Origin of the sequence: Modestobacter sp. NPDC049651 (assembly GCF_040659695.1) — a bacterium.
Classification (GTDB): Bacteria; Actinomycetota; Actinomycetes; order Mycobacteriales; family Geodermatophilaceae; genus Modestobacter.
This window is the reverse complement of sequence record NZ_JBFAOG010000003.1, coordinates 234,656-256,131: the sequence shown is the minus strand read 5'-3', so window position 1 is coordinate 256,131 and position 21,476 is coordinate 234,656. Positions and strand designations below refer to the sequence as shown.

Below are 21,476 nucleotides of genomic sequence, written 5' to 3'. Positions count from 1 at the left end.
CGTGGAGTGGATCTGCGTACGGCTCAGAACGAGATGTGCGCGGCGGCGCCGGCCAGGACCGCGCCGGCGAGGGGGCCGGCGACCGGGATCCAGGCGTAGCCCCAGTTGCTGTCGCCCTTCTTGCCCAGCGGCAGGACGGCGTGCGCGATGCGCGGCCCGAGGTCGCGGGCCGGGTTGATGGCGTAGCCCGTGGGGCCGCCGAGGGAGACACCGATGCCGACCACGAGCATCGCGACGGCCAGCGGGCCCAGCTGGCTGGGGGTGTCGCCGAAGCGCAGGATGATGTAGACGAGCACGAACGTCGCGATGACCTCGGTGACCAGGTTGTCGACGGTGCTCTTGATCGCCGGCCCGGTCGAGAAGGTGCCGAGCTTGTCGCCGGCAGGGGTCTCCGGGTCGGCGTAGTGCTTGCGGTAGGCCGCCCAGGCCAGCACGGCTCCGGTGAACGCGCCGAGCAGCTGGGCGACGACGTACACGAGGGTGTTGCCGAAGGTGACCGGCACGCCCGGTGCGTACTCGGCGGCGCCGCTCACCCAGAGGCCGATGGTGACCGCGGGGTTGAGGTGGGCACCGGAGCTGGCACCGGCGTACACGCCGGCGAAGACACCGAGCCCCCAGCCGAACGCGATCACGATCAGTCCGGAGGCGTGGCCGTAGGTCTTGGCCAGGCTGACGTTGGCGACCACGCCGACGCCCAGCAGAATCAGGATGGCGGTACCGAGGAACTCGCTGCCGAAGACGGTCCACAGGCTGACGTGGTCCACGCCGTTGCTCTCCTCATCGTCGGTGATGTGGCCGACGAACGAGCAGGTCAGCCCGTCGTCGGTGACTGGCCCGGGCAACGTATGCGGGCAGTGCTGCGGGTCACAACGACGGCTGTACGACATTGCCGCACGATGATCAGGGGCGCTGGCCCCAGGCGATGCTCAGCCGCACGGCCTTCTCCCACTGCGGGTACTCCGCGTCCAGCTCCGCGACCCGCGCCGGCTGCGGCGACCACTGGGCCGACCGGTGCCAGTTGCGCCGCAGCGCCTCGGTGTCCGACCACACCCCGACGGCCAGGCCGGCCGCGTAGGCCGCGCCCAGCGACACCGTCTCCCCCACCATCGGCCGCACCACCGGGGTGCCCAGGGAGTCGGCGAGGAACTGCATGAGCAGGTTGTTGGTGGTCATCCCGCCGTCGACCCGCAGCGTGTCCAGCGGCAGCCCGGAGTCGGCGTCCATCGCCCGGACGACGTCCCGCGTCTGCCACCCGGTCGCCTCCAGCACCGCCCGCGCCAGGTGGCCCTTGGTGACGTAGCCGGTGAGCCCGGCGACCAGCCCGCGGGCCTGCCCCTCCCAGTGCGGGGCCAGCAGCCCGGCGAACGCCGGCACCACGTAGCAGCCGCCGTTGTCGGCGACCGTGCGCGCCAGCGTCTCCACCTCGGGCGCGGTGGTGATCAGGCCCAGGCTGTCGCGCAGCCACTGCACCAGCGCCCCGGTGACCGCGATCGACCCCTCCAGCGCGTAGTGCACCGGCTCCCCGGCCAGCTGGTAGGCGACCGTGCTGATCAGCCCGTGCGCCGAGCGCACCAGCTCGGTGCCGGTGTTCTGCAGCAGGAAGCTGCCCGTGCCGTAGGTGCACTTGGCCTCGCCGGGCGCGAAGCAGGTCTGGCCGAACAGCGCGGCCTGCTGGTCGCCCAGCGCGCCACCGATCGGCACCGGCACCGGCAGCGCCGTCGCGGTGCCGAGCACCCCGACCGACGGGCGGATCTCCGGCAGCACCGCCGCCGGCACGCCGAAGAAGTCGAGCAGGTCGGGGTCCCAGCGGCAGGTGCGCACGTCCATCAGCAGCGTGCGGCTGGCGTTGGTCACGTCGGTGACGTGCACCCCGCCGTCCGGCCCGCCGGTGAGGTTCCAGACCAGCCAGGTCTCCATCGTCCCGAACAGCAGCTCGCCGCGCTCGGCGCGCTCGCGCGCCCCGGGGACGGCGTCGAGCACCCACCGCAACCGCGGACCGGCGAAGTACCCGGCCAGCTCCAGCCCGGTCCGGTCCCGGACGACGGCCGCCTCGGGCCGGGCCGCGAGCTCCTCGACCAGCGGCCCGGTGCGGGTGTCCTGCCAGACCAGCGCGCGGTGCACCGGCCGGCCGGTGGCCCGGTCCCAGACCACGGTGGTCTCCCGCTGGTTGGCGATGCCCAGCGCCACCACCTCGCCGGGCAGCGCGGCGGCGTCCCGGAGCACCTGCGCGGCGGTGAGCTGGGTGTTGGCCCAGACCTCCTCCGGGTCGTGCTCCACCCAGCCCGGCCGGGGGAAGAACTGGCGGTGCTCCCGCTGCCGGACGGCCACCAGCCGGCCGCCGCGGTCGAAGACGATGGCCCGGGTCGACGTGGTGCCCTGGTCGACCGCCAGCACGTACCGCTCAGCCACGGCGGCCGTCCCCCGGCCGGGGCACCAGCTCGCGGGAGACCGCGGCGGCGGCGTCGACGACCATGCCGACCACCGCGGGCCGGGCGGTGCCCGCCGTGGTGAGCAGCTGGTCGACCGGCCCGGTGACGCCGAGCGCGGCGACCACCAGCCCGCCGGGCCCGCGCACCGGGGCGGCCACCCCGGCGACGCCGGTCAGCCGCTCCTCCCGGGTCTGCGCCCAGCCGCGGCCGCGGACGGCCTCCAGCTCACCGGCCAGCGACACCGGGTCGGTGAGGGTCGACGGGGTGAGGCGCTCCAGCCGCACGTCGGCCGCCGGGCGGGACCGGGCGGAGCGCGAGGCGAGCAGCACCTTGCCCAGCGCGGTGGCGTGGGCGGGCAGCACGAGCCCCACCTCCAGGTCCTGCGGGGAGTCGTCGGGGCAGAAGACGTGGTGGACGACGACCACCTGGAACCCCGCGAGCGTGCCCAGCCGGACGGCGCAGCCGCTGCGGGAGGCCAGCGCGTCGGCCCAGTTGGAGGCGCGGGAGCGCAGCTCGTTGGCGTCCAGGTGGTGCGAGCCCAGGCCGAGCAGCCCGGCGCCGAGGGCGTACCGGCCGGTGCGGGCGTCCTGCTCGACGAAGGCGAGGTCCAGCAGCGTGCGCAGCAGGCCGTGCGTCGTCGTCTTGGCCAGCCCGACCGCGGAGGCCAGCTCGGTCACCCCCATCTGCCCGCCGCTGCCGGCGATCGCGTGCAGGATCGCGGCTGCGCGCTCGAGGGACTGGACGTTGCCGGGCACGAGGGCAGACCGTAGGGCACGGCGTCCGACATGGTCGAACAGGATCCGTCGACGGCCCCCAGCAGTCCGCCTACCGTGGTCCACGTCGCAGTTTCCGCCGGAGGTGTCGGAATGACCGCAGTCCCGCCGCTCGGACCCGAGCAGCGCGCCCGTTCGTGGGCCGAGCTCGCCGAAGGTGAGTTCGACGTGCTCGTCGTCGGAGGCGGGGTGACCGGCGCCGGCGTGGCGCTGGACGCCGTCACCCGCGGCCTGCGCACGGCCCTCGTCGAGGCCCGAGACTTCGCCAGCGGGACGTCGTCCCGCTCCTCGAAGCTCTTCCACGGAGGGCTCCGCTACCTGGAGTCGTTCGAGTTCAACCTGGTGCGCGAGGCGCTGCACGAGCGCGACCTCAGCGTCAACCGGCTCGCGCCGCACCTGGTCAAGCCGGTGCCGTTCCTCTACCCGCTGACCAAGCACTGGGAGCGGCCCTACGTCACCGCGGGCCTGACCCTCTACGACGGGCTGGCCCGGTTCGGGGCGCTGTCGACCCCGATGCCGGCGCAGAAGCACCTGACCCGCACCGGCGCGCGGACGCTGTTCCCCGCGCTCAAGCCGGACGCGCTGGTCGGCGCGGTGCGCTACTACGACGCGCAGGCCGACGACGCGCGGCACACGCTCACCGTCGCCCGCACCGCCGCCCAGTACGGCGCCACGGTGCTCAACTCCGCCGAGGTCGTCTCGTTCGTCCACGCCGGCGGCCGGGTCACCGGCGCCCGGGTGCGCGACGTGGAGACCGGCGCGGAGGTCGAGGTCCGCAGCCAGGTCGTGGTCAACGCCACCGGGGTGTGGACCGACGACATCCAGACCCTGATGGGCGGCCGCGGCCGGTTCCACGTGCGGGCCAGCAAGGGCGTGCACATCGTCGTCCCGCGGGACCGGATCAACGGCGAGGTCGGCCTGATCCTGCGCACCGAGAAGTCGGTGCTGTTCGTGATCCCGTGGGGCAGCCACTGGATCGTCGGCACCACCGACACCGACTGGACGCTGGACAAGGCGCACCCGGCGGCGTCGCGCGCGGACATCGACTACATCCTCGAGCACGTCAACAAGGTGCTCGCGACGCCGATCACCCACGACGACATCACCGGTGTCTACGCGGGCCTGCGCCCGCTGCTGTCCGGGGACAGCGAGATGACCAGCCAGCTCTCCCGCGAGCACGCCGTCGCCCGCCCGGTGCCCGGCGTGATCGCGGTGGCCGGCGGGAAGTACACGACCTACCGGCCGATGGCCGCGGACGCCGTCGACGCGGTGGCCGAGGACGTCACCCGGTCGGTGCCGGGCAGCGTCACCGAGAACATCCCGCTGGCCGGTGCCGAGGGCTACGCGGCGATGGTCAACCAGCTGGGCCGGCTCTCCGAGGAGTGGGGCATCCACCGCTTCCAGGCCGAGCACCTGCTCAACCGGTACGGCTCGCTCACCCCCGAGGTGCTCGCGCTCGCCGCCGACGACCACACGCTGCTCCAGCCGGTGCCCGGCGCCGAGGAGTACCTGATGGTCGAGATGGTCTACGCGGTCACCCACGAGGGCGCCCTGCACCTGGACGACCTGCTCGCCCGGCGCACCCGGATCTCCATCGAGACCCCGCACCGCGGCGTCGAGTCGGCCGAGCCGGTGGCACGGCGGGTCGGCCCGCTGCTGGGCTGGGACGACGACCGGATCACCAACGAGGTGGCCAGCTACACCGCGCGGGTCGAGGCCGAGCGCCGGTCGCAGACGGAGGACAACGACCAGGAGGCGGACGCCGCCCGCGTCGCCGCCCCCGACACCCGTGCCGTCGCGGTGGGTCGCGCCCTCGGCTGAGCACGTCACGCCATGCGCCCCGTTCCACGTGGAACGGGGCGCATGATGCGCGTATGAACGAGTTCGACCTGGTGCTGCCCACCGCCGTCGACGTCCGCGAGGTGGGGCTGCGCGACGGCCTGCAGCTGGAGGACCCGCTGCCGCTCGCCGACAAGCTGGCCATGCTGGAGGCGGTGGTCGCCACCGGCGTGCGCCGGGTCGAGGTGACGTCGTTCGTCTCGCCGAAGGCGGTGCCGGCGTTGGCCGACGCCGACCAGGTGGCCGCCGAGCTGCACCGCTTCGACGGCGTGCACTTCTCCGCGCTGGTCGCCAACGCCCGCGGCGCCGTCCGCGCGGTGGACGCCGGCATCGCGCACCTGGAGTACGTCGTCTCGGCGTCGGACTCGCACAGCCGGGCCAACGCCGGGCGGGACACCTCCGCCGCGCTGGCCGCCGTCGCGGAGATCGCGGCGCTGGCGCACGGCGCCGGCGGCTCGCTGGAGGTGGTCGTCGCGACCGCCTGGGACTGCCCGTTCGAAGGGCGCACCGCGATCCCCCGCACCGTCGACGTCACCCGGGCCGCGGTCACCGCCGGTGCCGACGCGCTGTGCCTGGGCGACACGATCGGCACCACCACGCCGCTGCGCGTCGTCCAGCTGCTCGACGCCGTCCGCCGCACCAGCCCCGGTGTGCCGCTGGGCGTGCACTTCCACGACACCCGCGGCACCGGGCAGGCCAACGCGCTGGTGGCGCTGCAGGCCGGGGTCACCCAGCTGGACTCCTCCGTCGGCGGGCTGGGCGGCTGCCCGTTCGCCCCCGGGGCCAGCGGCAACATCGCCACCGAGGAGCTCGTCTACTGGCTGGTCGACGCCGGTGTGGCCACCGGCATCGACCTGGACGCCGTGCTGGCCGCCGCCGCGGTCACCGAGCGGGCCGTCGGGCACCCGCTCCCCAGCTCGCTGCACCGGGCCGGCGGGCGCAACGTCGCCCGCGGGGTGGTGGAATCGGGGCATGACCGCTGACCCCTCCGCGCGCGCCGACGTCCCGGCCCAGGTGATCGACCCCCGGGCGATGCGGGACGTGCTGGGCCACTTCGCCACCGGCGTGACCGTGGTGACCGCGGCCGGGCCCGACGGCCCGCTCGGGTTCACCTGCCAGTCGTTCAGCTCGCTGTCGCTGGAGCCCGCACTGGTCGCCTTCGCCCCGGCCCGCACGTCGAGCACCTGGCCGAAGGTGCGGGAGGTCGGCACGTTCTGCGTCAACGTGCTGGCCGAGTCGCAGGCGGAGCTGTCGGGGCAGTTCGCCCGCTCGGGCACCGACAAGTACGCCGGGGTCAGCTGGGTACCCAGCCCGCTCGGCTCCCCGGTGCTCGACGACGTGGTGGCCTGGATCGACTGCACGCTCGAGGCCGAGCACGACGGCGGCGACCACACGATCGTCGTCGGCCGGGTGCTCGACCTGGGCGCGGACCCGTCGCGTCCGCCGCTGCTGTTCCACCGCGGCGGCTACGGCCTCCGCCCCGTCGAGGGCTGAGCGGGGCGGGCGCGTCAGGTGAGCTGGACGGCGATGACCGCGATGTCGTCGCGGCGGTCCGGCTCGGGGCCGACGGCGGCCACGCACAGCTCCGCGGGGGTCGCGTCGGCCGGCGCCGCGGCCAGCCGGGTGGCCAGCTGCTCGAGGCCCTGGTCGAGGTCGGCGCCGGGCCGCTCGATGAGCCCGTCGGTGTAGGCAACCACCGTCGAGCCGGCGGGCAGCTCGAACCAGCGGGCCTGCCGCCGCGCCCCGCCGTCGACACCGATCAGCAGGCCGGTCACGTCGTCGAGCACGTCGACCTGCCCGTCGGGGTACCGCACCATCAGCGGCGGGTGCCCGGCGTTGCCGACCTGCAGCCGCCACGGCCCGCCGTCGCGCTCCGGCCGGACCGCCCGGGCGTAGACGAGGGTGGCCATCGGCGCGACGTGCAGGCCCTGCACCAGCCGGTCGACCCGGCCCAGCACCACGCCGGGGTCGCCGTCGTCGGCGTCCCAGATGCAGGCGCGCAGCAGCCCGCGCAGGTGGCCCATGGCGGCCGCGGCGGCGACGTCGTGCCCGACGACGTCGCCGATGGCGATGCCCACCGTGTCGTCGGGCAGCGCCAGCAGCTCGTAGAAGTCGCCGCCGACGTCGGCCGCGGACGAGGCGCTGACGTACTGGGCGGCCGCCGACACCCCGGTGATCTCGGGCAGGTCGGGCAGCAGCGAGCGCTGCAGCGTCTCGGCGACCGTGTGCTCCTGCTGGTACAGGCGCACGTTGTCCATCGCCAGCGCGGCCCGGCGGCACAGGTCGCGGGCCAGCTCGACGTCCTCGGCGTTGAAGCCGCGCTGCTTGCTCTCGGTGACCAGCGACAGCACGCCGAGCGTCCGGCGCCGGGCCACCAGCGGCACGGTGAGCACCGCGCTGGCGCCCAGCTCCGCCACGGCTGCCCGGCCCTCCGAGCTCGGCAGCGCCCGGGCCAGCAGGTCGGGGGTGATGTCCTCCACGAGCAGCGGCTCAGCGCTCTCCAGCGTGCGCCGGATCGGGGCGGCCTCGGGCAGGTCGGCCACCCGGGCGGCGGCGAACCGGCGCAGCGGCTCGGCCAGCCCGCGACGGTGCCGGCCGGCCGTGCCGGTGATCGCCCCGCTGTCGTCGGTCAGGGTGAGGAAGACCCAGTCGGCCAGCAGCGGCACGCACAGCCCGGCCAGCCGATCGAGCAGGTCGCCCATGTCCAGGGTGGCGCTCAGCGTGCTGGTCGCCTCGGCCATCAGCGCCAGCCGGCCCTGCGCCCGCTCGGCGGCGCGCCGAGCCTCCTCGGCGGCGGCGCGGGCCTCCTCGGCGTCCTTGCGGGCCTCCTGCTCGGCGGTGAACGCGGCAGCCCGGTCGGCCTCGACGCGCACGCGCTCGGTGACGTCGGTCTGCACGCCGACGAAGCTGATGAGCTCGTCGTCCCCGTCGAACACCGGGGTGATCGCGAGCTGGTTCCAGAAGGCGGTGCCGTCCTTGCGGTGGTTGAGCAGCGTGGTGGTGATGGGCTGCTGCGCCGTGAGCGCCTCCCGGAGCTCCTGCAGCCGGGCGCGGTCGGTCGACGGGCCCTGCAGGAACCGGCAGTTGCGCCCGACGCTCTCCTCGTAGGAGTACCCGGTGATCCGGGTGAACGACGGGTTGACCCACACCAGCGGGTCGTCGGGCTGCCGCGGGTCGCTGATCGTGAACGCGATGTCGGTGGCGACGACCGCCCGCTCGCGCAGCGCCTGCAGCTGCGTCTCCGGGTCGCCGAGCGCGTGCCCCTCCTCCAGCTGGAGGAAGACGACGAGCGAGAGCTGCTGCTCGCTGTGCTCCTGGCTCAGCGGGAACCCGGTGACCCAGAGCAGCCGCTCCAGGTCGTCCTCGCGGGCCCGCTCCTCGTCCGTGCTGCGGGCGGGGACCAGCCGCACGGCCTCGCCGGTCACCGGCCGCCCGGCGGCGAGCTCGCGCAGCAGGTTGCCCGACCGGGACAGCGGCGCCCCGGTGAGGTCGGTCAGCCCCGCCGCGCCGCTCCACTCCTCCATGGCCACCGGCAGCCGGACGCTGCCGGCCAGCTCGATCGCGGCGCTGTTGGCGTAGGTGACCGTGCCGGTCGCGCGGTCGATGACCAGCACCGCGACGGGCACGTCGGCGAGCACTCCCGGCAGCGCGGCCTGCGCGCCGGTGGTGGAGCGCGTGCCGGACACCGCGGCCTCGGCCGCCCCCACGATCGAGGCCTGCCGGGCCTGCCCGTCGGCGCCGGCCGCCCGTCCGGCGGCGTCGGCGACCGCGGCGGTGGCCTGCGTCGGCACGTCCACGCCCACGGGGTCTGCCGGTCGACCGGCCTCGGGAGCCACGCATGGACTCTAGCGACCCGCCGGCGGCCGGTTGCGCGCGACCGATGGGGCGGGGACGGGAAACCACCCGGTCAGGCGTCAGGGCCGGCTCCGGCGGGTAGTCCGGCGGGGACCGGACGGGGGAACGGCGGGTGCGGCCCGCTCGTCTGTCGAGGACGAGGAAAGGACACGGCATGGGACTCCTGGACCGGCTCTTCGGGCGCCGCCAGCAGCAGTACGGCGACCAGCAGTACGGGGACCAGCAGTACGGCGGCCAGCAGCAGTACGGGGACCAGCAGTACGGCGGCGGCGGGAACGGGTACGGCGCCAACGGGTACGGCGGCGGGTACGGCCAGCCGGCGGCGGGCGGCCGCGGGGGCGCCGGGCAGACCGAGGACGAGCGGGCGATCGAGCGCTACCGCTACCTGCTGCGCACCGCGCCACCGGACAAGGTGGAAGAGGCGCACGCCGAGGCGTTCGGCAAGCTGACGCCGGAGCAGCGGCGCCAGGTGCTCGAGCAGCTGTCGGCGAACGTCCCGGCTTCCGAGCGCCCGCAGGGTGACGACCCGCGCACGCTGGCCCGCACGGCCACCCGCGCCGAGCTGCGCCAGCCCGGCTTCCTGGAGCGCACCTTCGGCGGTGGCGGCGGCCCCGGCTACGGCGGCGGGTACGGCCCCGGCGGCTACGGCCCGGGTGGCTACGGCCCCGGCGGGTACGGGCGCGGCGGCGGCTTCATGGGCGGCGGCGGCATGGGGATGGGCAGCATGATCGGCGGCAGCCTGCTCGGCACCGTCGCCGGCGTGGTCGTCGGTTCCGCGGTCGCCGACGCGCTGTTCGACACCGGCCTCGGCGACGGCGGCCTGTTCGGCGGCGGCGACGAGGAGGCCTACGCGGAGGGCTTCCAGGACGGCGAGCAGGCCGACGGCGGGTACGACGGCGGTGGCGGCGACTACGCCGACGGCGGCGGGGACTTCGGTGGCGGCGACGACTTCGGCGGCGGGGACTTCGGCGAGTTCTGAGGCCCGTCCTGCCGGGGGTGCTCGGCCTGCTCCGCGAGGTGGCGCAGCCACAACAGGCCGAGCACCGGCAGCACCAGCGGGATGAAGCCGTAGCCGGAGCCGTAGCCCGACCAGACGGTCGAGTCGGGGAAGGCCTCGCGGTCGGCCAGCGACAGCGTGCCGACGACGAGCACACCGGCCAGCTCCACGCTGCAGGCGGCCACGGCCGTGCGGCGGCCGGTGCGGCCGCCGCGGGCCAGGCCCGCGGTGGCCACCACGTAGACCACCGCGGCCAGCGCCGACAGCACGTACGCCAGCCGCGCCTCGTCGAACTGCGTCGCGATCTGCACCGCCGCGCGGGCCCCGGCGGCGATCGCGAACACCGCGTACAGCGCGACCAGCACCCGGCCGGGCCCGGCGCTGGTGCCCGGTTCCGCCGGGCGGCCCAGGTCAGCCACCGGTGACCTCCCAGATCTGCTGCAGCCGCCAGATCATCACCGCGACGGTGAACGCGGCGACGGCTACCACGGTGCCGCCCCAGCGGGTCGGTTCGCCCCGGGACCACAGCGTGCCCGCGACGGGCAGCAGCACCACGGTGGCGAGGTAGGCGAGGAAGGTGGCCAGCTCCGCCGGGCGGTGCCCGCCGGCCAGCCCGGCGACCGCGATCGCGGCCTGCACGACCAGCAGCACCTCGAGCAGGCCGGCGCCGGCCAGGTGCAGCGTGCCGGTGCGCCGGCGCAGGCCGGTGCTGAGCAGCCCGAGCAGGGCGAGCACCCCGGCCACGACGCTGATCGCGACGACCAGCGGGGTGCTCACCCTGCCGAGCCTAGTGAGCGGTCAGCGGTGCACCGACGACATGTCCGGGTAGCGGTCGCCGGCGGCCGCGCCGACCGGGGCCACCTCGTCCAGCGCGCGGAGGTCGTCGGCGGTGAGCTCGACGTCGGCGGCCGCCGCGTTCTCCTCCAGGTACGGCACCCGCTTGGTGCCCGGGATCGGCACCACGGCCGGGTTGCCCTCGGCACCGGACCGGGCCATCACCCAGGCCAGCGCGAGCTGGCTCGCGGTCACGCCCTTGCCGTCGGCGATCTCCCGCACCCGGTCGACGAGCTCCAGGTTCCGCCGGAAGTTCTCCCCCTGGAAGCGCGGGTTGTGCCGGCGGAAGTCGGACTCGTCGAGGTCGTCGAGGCTGCGGATCTGCCCGGAGAGGAAGCCGCGGCCGATCGGCGAGTAGGCGACGAACCCGATGCCGAGCTCGGCGCAGGTGGCCAGCACCCCGTCGTCCTCGGGGTCGCGGGTCCACAGCGAGTACTCGGTCTGCACCGCGGTGACCGGCTGGACGGCGTCTGCCCGGCGGATGGTCCCCGGCGCGGCCTCGGAGATGCCGGTGTACCGGACCTTGCCCGCCTCGACCAGCTCCTTCAGCGCGCCCCAGGTGTCCTCGATCGGCACGGTGGGGTCGACGCGGTGCTGGTAGTAGAGGTCGATGACGTCGACGCCGAGCCGCTGCAGCGAGGCGTCGCAGGCCTTCCGCACGTACTCGGGGGTGCCGTTGATGCGGAGGAACGAGCCGTCCTCGCCGCGCTCGTTGCCGAACTTGGTCGCCAGCACCACCTCGTCGCGGCGGCCGGCGATCGCGGCGCCCACCAGCCGCTCGTTGGTGAAGGGGCCGTACATGTCGGCGGTGTCGAGGAAGGTGACGCCCAGGTCGAGCGCCCGGTGGATGGTCCGCTCCGCCTCGGCCTGGTCGCCGGTCCCGTAGAACTCGCTCATCCCCATGCAGCCCAGGCCCTGGGCGGAGACGGTCAGGTCGCGCAGTCGTCGTGTCCGCATGGGTGCGGGGTGCCCCGCGGAGGCGGCCGGGAACCGGTTCCACGTGGAACGCACACGATCGGGGCGGCACGATGGACGGGGTGACCAGCACCCGCCGCGTCGCCGGCCACCACTCCCGTCCCGTGCCCGACCCGCTCACCGGCCGGCCCTGGCGGCCGCCGACCGACCGCGAGCGGCGGCAGATGCGCCGGGACGTGGTGGCCGACCTCGGCTGGGGGCGGCTGGTGTTCGGGCAGACGTTCGGCGACCTGTCCGGCATCGTGGCGGCGCTGCGCGCCGAGGAGTCCGGACGGCGGGACATCTGCGTCTACGCCTGGGACCCGCAGGTGCTGGTGGGCACGGCCCCCGACGAGCTGTTCATCGACCCGTCGTTCGTGCTGCGGCTGCCGCTGCACCGCTACCGCCCCCGCGAGGAGCCGGTGCGCGGGGTGTTCGTCCGCACGGCGACCTCGCTGGCGGAGATGCGCCGGGTCGACGAGCTCTACCGGCGTGCCGGGATGGTGGAGGCGACCCCGGAGACCATGTGGGCCAACCACCGGACCCGTGCCTTCACCCACCTGGTCGCCGAGGACCGGCGGACCGGCGCGGTCGTCGGCACGGTCACCGGCGTCGACCACGCGCTGCTGTTCGGTGACCCGGAGGGCGGTACGAGCCTGTGGTGCCTGGCCGTCGACCCGCAGGACGCGCCACCGGGCACCGGGGAGGCGCTGGTCCGGGTGCTCGCCGAGCGGTACGTCGGCCGGGGCCGGGCCCACCTGGACCTGTCGGTGATGCACGACAACACCGCCGCGCTCGCGCTGTACCGCAAGCTCGGCTTCGAGCGGGTGCCCGCGGTCTGCGTGAAGCGGAAGAACCCGATCAACACCCCGCTCTACGCCGCTCCCCCGGCCGGGCTGGCCGCGCTCAACACCTACGCCCGGGTCATCGCCGACGAGGCGCTGCGCCGCGGGATCCGGGTGGAGGTGACCGACGCGGCGTGGGGCGAGCTGCGGCTGACCCGCGGCGCCCGGTCGGTGCTCACCCGGGAGTCGCTGTCGGAGCTGACCTCCGCGGTCGCGATGAGCCGCTGCGACGACAAGCGGGTCACCCGCCGGATCGTCGAGCGGGCCGGGGTGCGGGTGCCCCGCGGTGCCGTCGTCGACGCGGCCGACCCCAGGCCGGCCCGGGAGCTGCTGGCCGCGTGCGGCGAGGTGGTCGTCAAGCCGGCCCGCGGCGAGCAGGGCCAGGGCATCACCATGGGCGTCCGGGACGACGCCGCGCTGGACGAGGCGGTGGCGCTGGCCGCCCAGCACTGCCCCGACGTGCTGGTGGAGGAGCTGGTGGCCGGCGACGACCTGCGGGTGGTGGTCATCGACCACGAGGTGGTGGCGGCCGCCGTCCGCCGGCCGGCGGAGGTGGTCGGCGACGGCCGGTCCGACGTCGCCGCCCTGGTCCGCGCCACCAGCCGGCGCCGGGAGCGGGCCACCGGCGGCGAGTCGTCGATCCCGCTGGACGCGATGACCGAGCAGGTGGTCGCCGCCGCCGGCCGCAGCCTCACCGACGTGCTGCCCGCCGGGGACCGGCTGCGCGTGCGGCGCACCGCGAACCTGCACACCGGCGGCACGATCGAGGACGTCACCGACCGGCTGCACCCGGAGATCGCCGCCGCCGCGGTGCGGGCCAGCCGGGCGATCGGCATCCCGGTGACCGGCCTCGACTTCCTGGTGCCCGACGTCGAGGGCCCGGACGCGGTGTTCATCGAGGCCAACGAGCGGCCGGGGCTGGCCAACCACGAGCCGCAGCCGACCGTCGCCCGGTTCGTCGACCTGCTGTTCCCGGAGACCCGCCGGGGCTGACGGGCCGCCGGGGTCCGCCGACCGCCGGAGCGGCGCCTGGCAGGCTGGGGACCGTGAAGCCGTACGTCGCCGCCGCGGTCGGCGGCGTCGCCGGGGCGCTGGCCCGCTGGGGCGTGGCCACGGCGCTCCCCCACGCCGCCGGCGCCTGGCCGTGGGCCACCCTGCTGGTCAACCTGACCGGCTGCGCGCTGATCGGCGTGCTGGTGGCGGTGCTGGGCGCGCGGGCGCCCGACCACCCCTGGCTGCGGCCGCTGCTGGTCACGGGGGTGCTCGGCGGCTGGACCACGTACTCGACCTTCGCCGTGGACGCCGTCCGGCTGGCCGACGCCGGGGCCTGGGTGACCGCGGCCGGCTACGTGCTGGCGTCGGTGGTCGGCGGGCTGCTGGCCGTGGTCGCCGGGCTGCGGGCCGCCCGGGCGGTGCTGTGACCGCGCTCTGGGTCGCGCTCGGCGCGCTGGTCGGGGCGCCGCTGCGGCTGCTCGCCGACCGGGTGGCCGTCGCCCGCCGCGGCCGGGGCAGCGTCGTCGGCACGCTCGCGGTCAACGTGGCCGGCAGCGCGGTGCTCGGCGTCCTGCTGGGCCTGCGCGACGTCTCCCCCGCCGTGCTGGCCCTGGTCGGCACCGGGTTCTGCGGCACCCTCACCACCTTCTCCACCTTCGGCCTGGACGTCGTCCGGCTGGTGGAGGAGCGGCGGGTGGCCCGCGCGGTCCCCTACCTGGCCGGGACGCTGGTGCTCGGGCTGGCGGTCGCTGCGGTGGGCTACCTGCTCGCGGGTCAGTAGGGTCGTCGCCAGCACGGAACCCGCACAGGAACCGGAGGACATCCAGGTGGCAGCCGACAGTCCGGTGGTGGTGGTCGCCAACCGGCTGCCCGTCGACCAGGTCACGGGCCCCGACGGCCAGGTGTCGTACCAGCGCAGCCCCGGCGGGCTGGTGACCGCGCTCGAGCCGTTCGTCGCCGGGCGCGGCGGCGCGTGGGTCGGCTGGTCCGGTGCGGCCGGCGACGCCCCCGAGCCCTTCGACTCCGGTGGCATGCACCTGGTGCCCGTGCCGCTGTCGGAGGAGGAGGTCGACCGCTACTACGAGGGGTTCTCCAACGCCTCGCTGTGGCCGCTCTACCACGACGTCGTCGAGAAGCCGGAGTACCACCGCACCTGGTGGGACACCTACGTGCAGGTCAACAAGCGGTTCGCCGACCGGGCCGCCGAGGTGGCCGGTGAGAACGCGATCGTCTGGGTGCACGACTACCAGCTGCAGCTGGTGCCGGCGATGCTGCGCCAGCGGCGGCCCGACCTGACCATCGGCTTCTTCCTGCACATCCCGTTCCCGCCCTACGAGCTGTTCACCCAGCTCCCGTGGCGCGCGGCGATCGTCGAGGGCCTGCTGGGTGCGGACCTGATCGGCTTCCAGCAGCCGACCGCCGCCAGCAACTTCGTCACCCTGGCCCGCCGGCTGCACGACCTGCCGACCAAGGGCAACACGGTGTCCTACGAGGGGCGCACGGTCACCGCGCGGGCGTTCCCCATCTCGATCGACGTCCGCTCGTTCGACGAGCTGGCCAGCTCGCCGGAGGTGCTCGCCCGGGCGAAGGAGATCCGCGAGGAGCTCGGCAACCCGAAGAAGGTCGTGCTCGGCGTCGACCGGCTGGACTACACCAAGGGCATCGCCGTCCGGCTGGAGGCGTTCCAGGAGCTGCTCGAGGACGGCGCGATCGAAGCGCCGGACACCACCTTCGTGCAGGTGGCCACGCCCAGCCGGGAGCGCGTCGAGCACTACGTGACGATGCGGGAGACGATCGAGCAGCAGGTGGGCCACATCAACGGCCTGTACGGCTCGATCGCCGGCTCCGCGGTCCGCTACTTCAACCAGTCCATGCCGCGCGAGGAGCTGGCCGCGATGTACCGGGCGGCCGACGTCATGCTCGTGACGCCGTACCGCGACGGCATGAACCTGGTGGCCAAGGAGTACGTCGCCGCGCGCGGCGACAACGCCGGCGTGCTGGTGCTCAGCGAGTTCGCCGGCGCCGCCGCGGAGCTCAAGCAGGCGCTGCTGGTCAACCCGCACGACATCGCCGGGGTGAAGAACCAGCTGCTGCGCGCGCTGCGGATGGACCCGGCGGAGGCGGCGAAGCGGATGCGCGCGATGCGCCGGCACATCGCCCGGCACGACCTCGACCACTGGGCGAACTCGTTCTTCGAGTCGCTCCGGCAGCAGGCGTGAGCTCCCTGGACGCGGCGCTCGCGGCCGCCCTCGACGGGCTGGCCGGCCGCCGCCCGCTCCTGCTGGCCAGCGACTACGACGGGGTGCTCGCCCGGCTGCGCGACGACCCCTCGACCGCCGTCCCCGAGCCCGGCACCGCCGAGCTGCTCTCCCGGCTGGCCGGCGCCGAGGGGGTCACCGTCGCGCTGGTCAGCGGCCGCGGCGTCGCCGACCTCCAGGCCACCAGCGGCCTGACCGGCCCGTTCCGCTGGATCGGCAGCCACGGCGCGGAGTTCGACGGCCCGCTGGCCGGGGAGCTGCGCGAGGTCCGCGACGAGCTGGTCGCGGTGATGACCCCGCTGGTCGACGCGGTCCCCGGCGCGCGGCTGGAGGTCAAGCCCGCCGCGGTGGCCGTGCACGTGCGCACCGCCGACCCGGCAGCCGGCCGGGCGCTGCTGGAGCGGGCGGCCGCCGCGGCCGGACCGCACCACACCCCCAAGCCGGGCAAGGACGTGCTGGAGCTCGCGGTCACCGACGCGGACAAGGGCTCGGCGCTGCTCCGGCTGCGCGCGGAGCTCGGCGCGGCCGCCGCGGTCTACCTCGGCGACGACGTCACCGACGAGGACGCCTTCCGGGCGCTGCCGGACGGCGACGTGACCGTCAAGGTCGGCGACGGCGGCACCACCGCGCGGTACCGGGTGCCCGACCTGGCCGGCGTGCAGGCACTGCTCGAGCGGCTGGCCGGCGCGCTGGGAGCCTGACCGGCGTTCCGTCGGTGACGGATGTTCTCCCTGGGGCGCCGGCGCCGCTCCCCTCCCCCGGTGGGCGCCGTTCCGGGCCAGGTGGTCAACCCCGCCGGTGCGACTGCCGATGCCGGGGACGGAGCAGCAGGACCCGGCAGCCGGCCGCACGCGGCGGGTGCACGCTCCGGACGCCGATGTCGACAAGGCACCGAATGGCTTCCAGAAGACGGTCACCGACCATTCTGTGCCATTTGTGTCGACATTCCAGAAAATGGCGTCCGAATGGCGTGTTCACCTTGATTGCGTACGACCGTCCGCCGACCATCTCCATTGCCGCCGGGACGGGCCCGACGGCGCACCACAGGGGAAGAGGCAGGCGTGGACGGTCTGGACGACATCGTCGAGGAGTTCCTCGTGGAGAGCCACGAGAACCTCGACCAGCTGGACCAGGACCTGGTGGCCCTGGAGCAGGACCCACGGTCCCGGGAGCGCCTGTCGAGCATCTTCCGGACGATCCACACCATCAAGGGCACCAGCGGGTTCCTCGCGTTCAACCGGCTGGAGGAGGTCGCCCACGTCGGCGAGAACCTGCTCTCCCGGCTGCGGGACGGCGCGCTCGAGCTGAACCCGCACCGCACCGACGCGCTGCTGCGGATGGTCGACTCGATCCGCGACCTGCTGGCCGCCATCGAGGCGACCGGCGGCGAGGGGACGGTCGACGTCGCGAGCACGGTGGCCGTGATCAGCCAGGCGCTGGAGGAGGGCGAGCCCGCCCCGGCACCGGCCGCTGAGGCGCCGGCACCGGCCGCTGAGGCGCCGGCGAAGAAGGCCCCGGCGAAGAAGGCCCCGGCCAAGCGCGCGCCGCGCGCCAAGAAGCCCGTCGTCCCCGCGCCGGCCCCGGTGCCGGCGGCGGAGACGATCCCCGCCCAGGAGCCGGCCGCCGCCGTCCTGGAGGCCGCCGAGGCCGTGGTCGAGGCGGCCGCCGTCGCCGCACCGGTCGCGCGGCCCGCTGCCGCCGAGCCGTCGTCCGGGCTGCCCCCGGAGCCGGGCACCCCCGAGGCGCAGACCCGCCGCGGCGTCGCCGACAGCACCATCCGCGTCGACGTCGACCTGCTCGACAACCTCATGCAGCTGGTCGGTGAGCTGGTGCTCACCCGCAACCAGATCGTGCAGTACGTGGGCCGGCAGAACGACCAGGACCTCGTCCGCGCCTCGCAGCGGCTGAACCTGATCGCCAGCGAGCTGCAGGAGAGCGCGATGAAGACGCGCATGCAGCCGATCGACCACATCTGGAGCAAGCTCCCCCGCGTCGTCCGCGACCTCGGCCTGCAGCTGCAGAAGACCATCCGGCTGGAGATGGAGGGCAAGGACACCGAGCTGGACAAGACCCTCCTCGAGGCGGTCAAGGACCCGCTGACCCACCTGGTCCGCAACTCCGTCGACCACGGCATCGAGAACGCCGCCGGCCGCGCCGCCGCGGGCAAGCCCGCCGAGGGCGTGCTCACGCTGCGCTCCCGGCACGAGAGCGGCCAGGTCGTGGTCGAGGTCGCCGACGACGGCGCCGGCATCGACCCGGCCAAGATCGGCGCGAAGGCGGTCGAGAAGGGCCTCATCACGCCCGAGGCGCTGACCCGGATGGGTCCGCAGGACCTCCTGCAGCTGATCTTCCTGCCCGGCTTCTCCACCGCCGCCGCGGTCACCAACGTCTCCGGCCGCGGGGTCGGCATGGACGTCGTCAAGACCAACATCGAGGCCATCGGCGGCACCATCGAGGTCGAGTCGGTGACCGGCCAGGGCACCTGCATGCGGCTGCGCATCCCGCTGACCCTGGCGATCATCCCGGCGCTCACCATCGAGTGCGCCGGCGACCGCTACGCGATCCCGCAGATCAGCCTGCAGGAGCTCGTGGCGCTGGACGCCGAGAAGGCCGCCGCGGCGGTCGAGGACGTCGGCGGCGCCTCGGTCTACCGGCTGCGCGGGGAGCTGCTCCCCCTGGTGCACCTCTCCGAGGTGCTCGGCCTGCCCAGCGACCGGCACGACGGCCACGTGGTCATCGCGGTGCTGCGGTCGGAGGGCCGGCGGTTCGGCCTGGTCGTCGACCGGGTCATCAACACCGAGGAGATCGTGGTCAAGGCCGTCAGCGGCCAGCTCAAGCAGATCGGCCTCTACTCCGGCGCCACGGTGCTCGGCGACGGCGCGGTCGCGCTGATCCTCGACGTCCAGGCGCTGGCCCGGCGCGCGCTGCGCACCGAGACCACCGAGCGGCAGGAGAGCCGCGTCGCCGCCGCCCAGGCGGCCGCGTCGGCCCAGGAGCGGCAGCGGATGCTGCTGGCCGCGATCGGCGGCGGACGGCGGGTCGCGATCCCGCTGGACACCGTCACCCGCCTCGAGCAGGTGCGCACCGAGACCGTCGAGCGGGTCGGCCAGCGCGAGGTCGTGCAGTACCGCGGCCAGATCCTGCCGATCGTCCGGCTGGACCGGCACCTGGGTGCCTACGGCGACAGCGACCGCGAGGTGCTGGAGGTCATCGTCTACGCCGACCACGGCCGCAGCGTGGCCATCGTGGTCGAGGAGATCCTCGACATCGTCGACGGCGAGGCCGCCGTGCAGAGCGACATCGACGACATGGGCCTGCTGGGCTCGGCCGTCATCGGCGACCGGGTCACCGAGCTGCTCGACGTCCGCGCGGCGATCCTCGCCGCCGACCCGGCGTTCTACTCCGCCCCGGCCCAGTCCAGCGGTCTCCCCTCCCCCACCCGCGAGCCCGCGTTCGACTCCTTCCCGACGCACACCACCACCTTCCAGGAGGTCTGACCATGAGCACCGCTGCCGCGGCCCCGCCCGCCACCAGCCAGCTGGCCACCTTCTGGCTGGACGGCGACCTGTACGGCGTCGAGGTCGAGCACGTCCAGGAGGTGCTGCGCAGCCAGGGGATCACCCGGGTGCCGCTGGCTCCCCCGGCCGTCGCCGGCCTGATCAACCTGCGCGGCCAGGTGGTCACCGCCATCGAGCTGCGCGAGCGGCTCGGCCGCAAGCCCCGGCCCGAGGGCCAGGAGCCGGTCGTGATCGTCATCCGGCTGCACGGCGAGGCGGTGAGCGTGCTGGTCGACAGCATCGCCGACGTCGTCGACGTCGACGTGCGGGACTTCGAGGCCCCGCCGGACACCCTCGACGGCACCGCCCGCGACCTGATCCGGGGCGCCTACAAGCTCTCCGGGCAGCTGCTGCTCGCGCTCGACGTCAACCGCGCCGTCGGCACCTGACACCACCGCTCCTGATCGACCCGCGGCCGGCCGTCCCCCGGCCGGCCGCGGCGCATCTCCAGCACGCGCACCGACCACCTGCCTCCCCTGCCCCGGAGCCCGCCATGCGCACCCCTGCCCTGCACCTGCTCGCCGACCGCCCCGTCGGTGTCAAGATCGGCGCCAGCGTCGCCCTCATCGGCCTCGTCGCCGTCGGCCTCACCGGCCTGGCCACCGCCAAGATGTCCGCCCTCAGCAACCAGCAGCAGGTGCTGTTCGACGAGAGCGTGAGCCCGCTGAACCAGCTGGCCGGCATCCAGCGGTCGTTCCAGGGCGACCGCGCCCGCTACATCACCTACCCGATGGCCGACCCGGCCGGCCGCAAGCAGCTGACCGACGAGCTGGCCGAGCGGCAGGGGGAGCTGCAGGACAAGCTCGCCGCCTACGAGTCGGTGGCCACCAGCCCGTCGAACTTCGACACCCTCTCCGCGGACCTGACCGCCTGGTACAAGGTCGCCACCGGCACCCTGGTGCCCGCTGCCGGCACGGCCCCGACGCCCGCCACGGTGGCCGCCGCCGCGGCTGCCGTCACCGGTCCGCTGCAGGACGCCACGGACACGCTGATGGACCAGATGCAGGCCGAGCAGGACCTCCAGGTGGAGCAGGCCGGCGAGGTGAACGACGCGGGCGCCGCGCAGGCGCACTCCGCGACGGTCCTGCTGTGGACGGTGCTCGCGGTCAGCCTGCTGGTGGCCGGCGCGCTGGCCTGGTGGGTCATCCGGCAGATCACCGGCACCGTCCGCTCGGTGGCCACCGCGGTCGACGCGCTCGCCGACGGCGACCTCTCCGTCGCCCCGCGCGCCACGTCGCGCGACGAGCTGGGCCGGATGGCCGAGGGGCTGGGCCGGGCCGTCGGCAACCTGCGCACCACGATGACCTCCGTGGCCGCCGCCGCCGACGCGGTGGCCAACTCCTCGACCGAGCTGGCGGCGTCGTCCACCCAGATCTCCGCCTCGGCCGAGGAGACCGCCGCGCAGTCCGGTGTGGTCTCGGCCGCGGCCGAGGAGGTCTCCCGCAACGTCGCGACCGTCGCGGCGGGGGCGGACGAGATGGGCTCGGCCATCCGGGAGATCAGCCAGAGCGTCAACGAGGCGACCCGGGTCGCCGCCCAGGCGGTCGCCGAGGCGCAGTCGACCACCACCACCATCGAGCAGCTGGGTGCCTCCAGCCAGGAGATCGGCGCGGTGGTCAAGGCGATCACCTCGATCGCCGAGCAGACGAACCTGCTGGCGCTGAACGCCACCATCGAGGCCGCGCGGGCCGGGGAGGCCGGCAAGGGCTTCGCGGTCGTGGCCAACGAGGTCAAGGAGCTGGCCCAGGAGACGGCGAAGGCGACCGAGGACATCGCGCGGCGGGTCGAGGCCATCCAGGCCGACACCACCCGTGCCGTGGAGGCGATCGGCGGCATCTCCGGCGTCATCGGCCAGATCAACGACTTCCAGCTGACCATCGCCTCCGCGGTGGAGGAGCAGACCGCCACCACCAACGAGATGTCCCGGTCGGTCCAGGAGGCCGCCAGCGGCTCCACCGAGATCGCCGCGAACATCACCGGTGTCTCGACCGCCGCCGGCTCGACCACCCAGGCGCTGTCCCAGACCCAGGGCGCGGTCGACGAGCTGTCCCGGATGGCCGTCGACCTGCGCACCACCGTGGGCCGCTTCAGCTGGTGACCGCGCCCGTGCCGGGCGCGGGAAGTCGACCGAGGGGCAGTTCG

Annotated in this window: 19 protein-coding genes; 12 read left to right on the top strand and 7 right to left on the bottom strand. The window is 74.7% G+C overall.

Going from position 1 to position 21,476, the window contains the following annotated elements; genetic code table 11:
• Positions 1–23: 23 nt before the first annotated feature.
• Genes AB0J00_RS06755 through AB0J00_RS06745 form a run of 3 tightly spaced genes read right to left on the bottom strand, consistent with a single transcriptional unit; the run spans position 24 to position 3,184 of the window.
• Positions 24–842 (bottom strand): MIP/aquaporin family protein, encoded by an 819-nt coding sequence (locus AB0J00_RS06755; RefSeq protein WP_357742042.1) that lies wholly within the window; start codon positions 840–842, stop codon positions 24–26.
• 58 nt (positions 843–900) lie between these two features.
• Complete coding sequence (gene glpK / locus AB0J00_RS06750; protein ID WP_357742039.1) at positions 901–2,409, bottom strand: glycerol kinase GlpK; 1,509 nt, start codon at positions 2,407–2,409, stop codon at positions 901–903.
• Positions 2,402–3,184, bottom strand: a complete 783-nt coding sequence (locus tag AB0J00_RS06745) for an IclR family transcriptional regulator (RefSeq protein ID WP_357742036.1) — start codon at positions 3,182–3,184, stop codon at positions 2,402–2,404. The genes glpK and AB0J00_RS06745 overlap by 8 nt, the downstream gene beginning before the upstream one ends.
• Positions 3,185–3,295: 111 nt before the next feature.
• On the opposite strand from AB0J00_RS06745, the gene AB0J00_RS06740 reads away from it, so the two are divergent.
• The 3 genes from AB0J00_RS06740 to AB0J00_RS06730 are packed head-to-tail and all read left to right on the top strand — an operon-like array spanning position 3,296 to position 6,535.
• A complete protein-coding gene (locus AB0J00_RS06740; protein ID WP_357742033.1) occupies positions 3,296–5,023 on the top strand; it encodes a glycerol-3-phosphate dehydrogenase/oxidase in 1,728 nt (575 codons plus the stop codon).
• 53 nt (positions 5,024–5,076) lie between these two features.
• Complete coding sequence (locus AB0J00_RS06735; protein ID WP_357742030.1) at positions 5,077–6,024, top strand: hydroxymethylglutaryl-CoA lyase; 948 nt, start codon at positions 5,077–5,079, stop codon at positions 6,022–6,024.
• Complete coding sequence (locus tag AB0J00_RS06730) at positions 6,014–6,535, top strand: flavin reductase family protein (protein ID WP_357742027.1); 522 nt, start codon at positions 6,014–6,016, stop codon at positions 6,533–6,535. Before AB0J00_RS06735 ends, AB0J00_RS06730 begins: the two co-directional genes overlap by 11 nt.
• A 14-nt stretch (positions 6,536–6,549) precedes the next feature.
• Here AB0J00_RS06730 and AB0J00_RS06725 read toward each other — a convergent pair whose 3' ends face one another.
• Positions 6,550–8,838: a SpoIIE family protein phosphatase gene (locus tag AB0J00_RS06725; RefSeq protein WP_357742024.1), complete on the bottom strand. Its 2,289-nt coding sequence runs from the start codon at positions 8,836–8,838 to the stop codon at positions 6,550–6,552.
• A gap of 212 nt (positions 8,839–9,050) precedes the next feature.
• On the opposite strand from AB0J00_RS06725, the gene AB0J00_RS06720 reads away from it, so the two are divergent.
• Entirely contained in the window at positions 9,051–9,875 is an 825-nt protein-coding gene (locus tag AB0J00_RS06720; RefSeq protein WP_357742021.1) for a hypothetical protein, read from the top strand.
• Here AB0J00_RS06720 and AB0J00_RS06715 read toward each other — a convergent pair.
• The 3 genes from AB0J00_RS06715 to AB0J00_RS06705 are packed head-to-tail and all read right to left on the bottom strand — an operon-like array spanning position 9,806 to position 11,684.
• Positions 9,806–10,312, bottom strand: coding sequence for a hypothetical protein (locus tag AB0J00_RS06715; protein ID WP_357742018.1), 507 nt, complete (start codon positions 10,310–10,312; stop codon positions 9,806–9,808). The two genes, AB0J00_RS06720 and AB0J00_RS06715, sit on opposite strands and share 70 nt — an antisense overlap.
• Positions 10,305–10,670 carry a hypothetical protein gene (locus tag AB0J00_RS06710; protein WP_357742016.1) on the bottom strand — a complete coding sequence of 122 codons (366 nt, stop codon included), beginning with the start codon at positions 10,668–10,670 and terminating at the stop codon, positions 10,305–10,307. The genes AB0J00_RS06715 and AB0J00_RS06710 overlap by 8 nt, the downstream gene beginning before the upstream one ends.
• Before the next feature lie 21 nt (positions 10,671–10,691).
• Positions 10,692–11,684, bottom strand: coding sequence for an aldo/keto reductase (locus AB0J00_RS06705; RefSeq protein WP_357742013.1), 993 nt, complete (start codon positions 11,682–11,684; stop codon positions 10,692–10,694).
• A gap of 80 nt (positions 11,685–11,764) precedes the next feature.
• Between AB0J00_RS06705 and ngg the strand changes: the two genes are divergently transcribed.
• The 8 genes from ngg (at position 11,765) to AB0J00_RS06665 (ending at position 21,432) form a co-directional block, all read left to right on the top strand.
• Positions 11,765–13,519: an N-acetylglutaminylglutamine synthetase gene (gene ngg / locus AB0J00_RS06700; RefSeq protein WP_357742010.1), complete on the top strand. Its 1,755-nt coding sequence runs from the start codon at positions 11,765–11,767 to the stop codon at positions 13,517–13,519.
• A 53-nt stretch (positions 13,520–13,572) separates the two neighbouring features.
• A complete protein-coding gene (gene crcB, locus AB0J00_RS06695) occupies positions 13,573–13,947 on the top strand; it encodes a fluoride efflux transporter CrcB (protein WP_357742007.1) in 375 nt (124 codons plus the stop codon).
• Entirely contained in the window at positions 13,944–14,300 is a 357-nt protein-coding gene (crcB, locus tag AB0J00_RS06690; protein ID WP_357742004.1) for a fluoride efflux transporter CrcB, read from the top strand. Before crcB (AB0J00_RS06695) ends, crcB (AB0J00_RS06690) begins: the two co-directional genes overlap by 4 nt.
• A 46-nt stretch (positions 14,301–14,346) precedes the next feature.
• Positions 14,347–15,738, top strand: a complete 1,392-nt coding sequence (locus tag AB0J00_RS06685) for a trehalose-6-phosphate synthase (RefSeq protein ID WP_357742001.1) — start codon at positions 14,347–14,349, stop codon at positions 15,736–15,738.
• Entirely contained in the window at positions 15,735–16,478 is a 744-nt protein-coding gene (otsB, locus tag AB0J00_RS06680; protein WP_357741998.1) for a trehalose-phosphatase, read from the top strand. Before AB0J00_RS06685 ends, otsB begins: the two co-directional genes overlap by 4 nt.
• Positions 16,479–16,838: 360 nt before the next feature.
• Positions 16,839–19,274 carry a chemotaxis protein CheA gene (locus AB0J00_RS06675; protein ID WP_357741995.1) on the top strand — a complete coding sequence of 812 codons (2,436 nt, stop codon included), beginning with the start codon at positions 16,839–16,841 and terminating at the stop codon, positions 19,272–19,274.
• A 2-nt stretch (positions 19,275–19,276) separates the two neighbouring features.
• Positions 19,277–19,723, top strand: a complete 447-nt coding sequence (locus tag AB0J00_RS06670; RefSeq protein WP_357741992.1) for a chemotaxis protein CheW — start codon at positions 19,277–19,279, stop codon at positions 19,721–19,723.
• A gap of 104 nt (positions 19,724–19,827) precedes the next feature.
• Positions 19,828–21,432, top strand: a complete 1,605-nt coding sequence (locus AB0J00_RS06665) for a methyl-accepting chemotaxis protein (protein WP_357741989.1) — start codon at positions 19,828–19,830, stop codon at positions 21,430–21,432.
• The last annotated feature ends 44 nt before the right edge of the window (positions 21,433–21,476 follow it).

Bases quoted from the DNA above. Each gene is read 5' to 3' on its own strand.
- AB0J00_RS06740 (WP_357742033.1), top strand. From the start codon at position 3,296: ATGACCGCAGTCCCGCCGCTCGGACCCGAGCAGCGCGCCCGTTCGTGG.
- AB0J00_RS06735 (WP_357742030.1), top strand. From the start codon at position 5,077: ATGAACGAGTTCGACCTGGTGCTGCCCACCGCCGTCGACGTCCGCGAG.
- AB0J00_RS06730 (WP_357742027.1), top strand. From the start codon at position 6,014: ATGACCGCTGACCCCTCCGCGCGCGCCGACGTCCCGGCCCAGGTGATC.
- AB0J00_RS06720 (WP_357742021.1), top strand. From the start codon at position 9,051: ATGGGACTCCTGGACCGGCTCTTCGGGCGCCGCCAGCAGCAGTACGGC.
- AB0J00_RS06705 (WP_357742013.1), bottom strand. From the start codon at position 11,684: ATGCGGACACGACGACTGCGCGACCTGACCGTCTCCGCCCAGGGCCTG.
- AB0J00_RS06670 (WP_357741992.1), top strand. From the start codon at position 19,277: ATGAGCACCGCTGCCGCGGCCCCGCCCGCCACCAGCCAGCTGGCCACC.
- AB0J00_RS06665 (WP_357741989.1), top strand. From the start codon at position 19,828: ATGCGCACCCCTGCCCTGCACCTGCTCGCCGACCGCCCCGTCGGTGTC.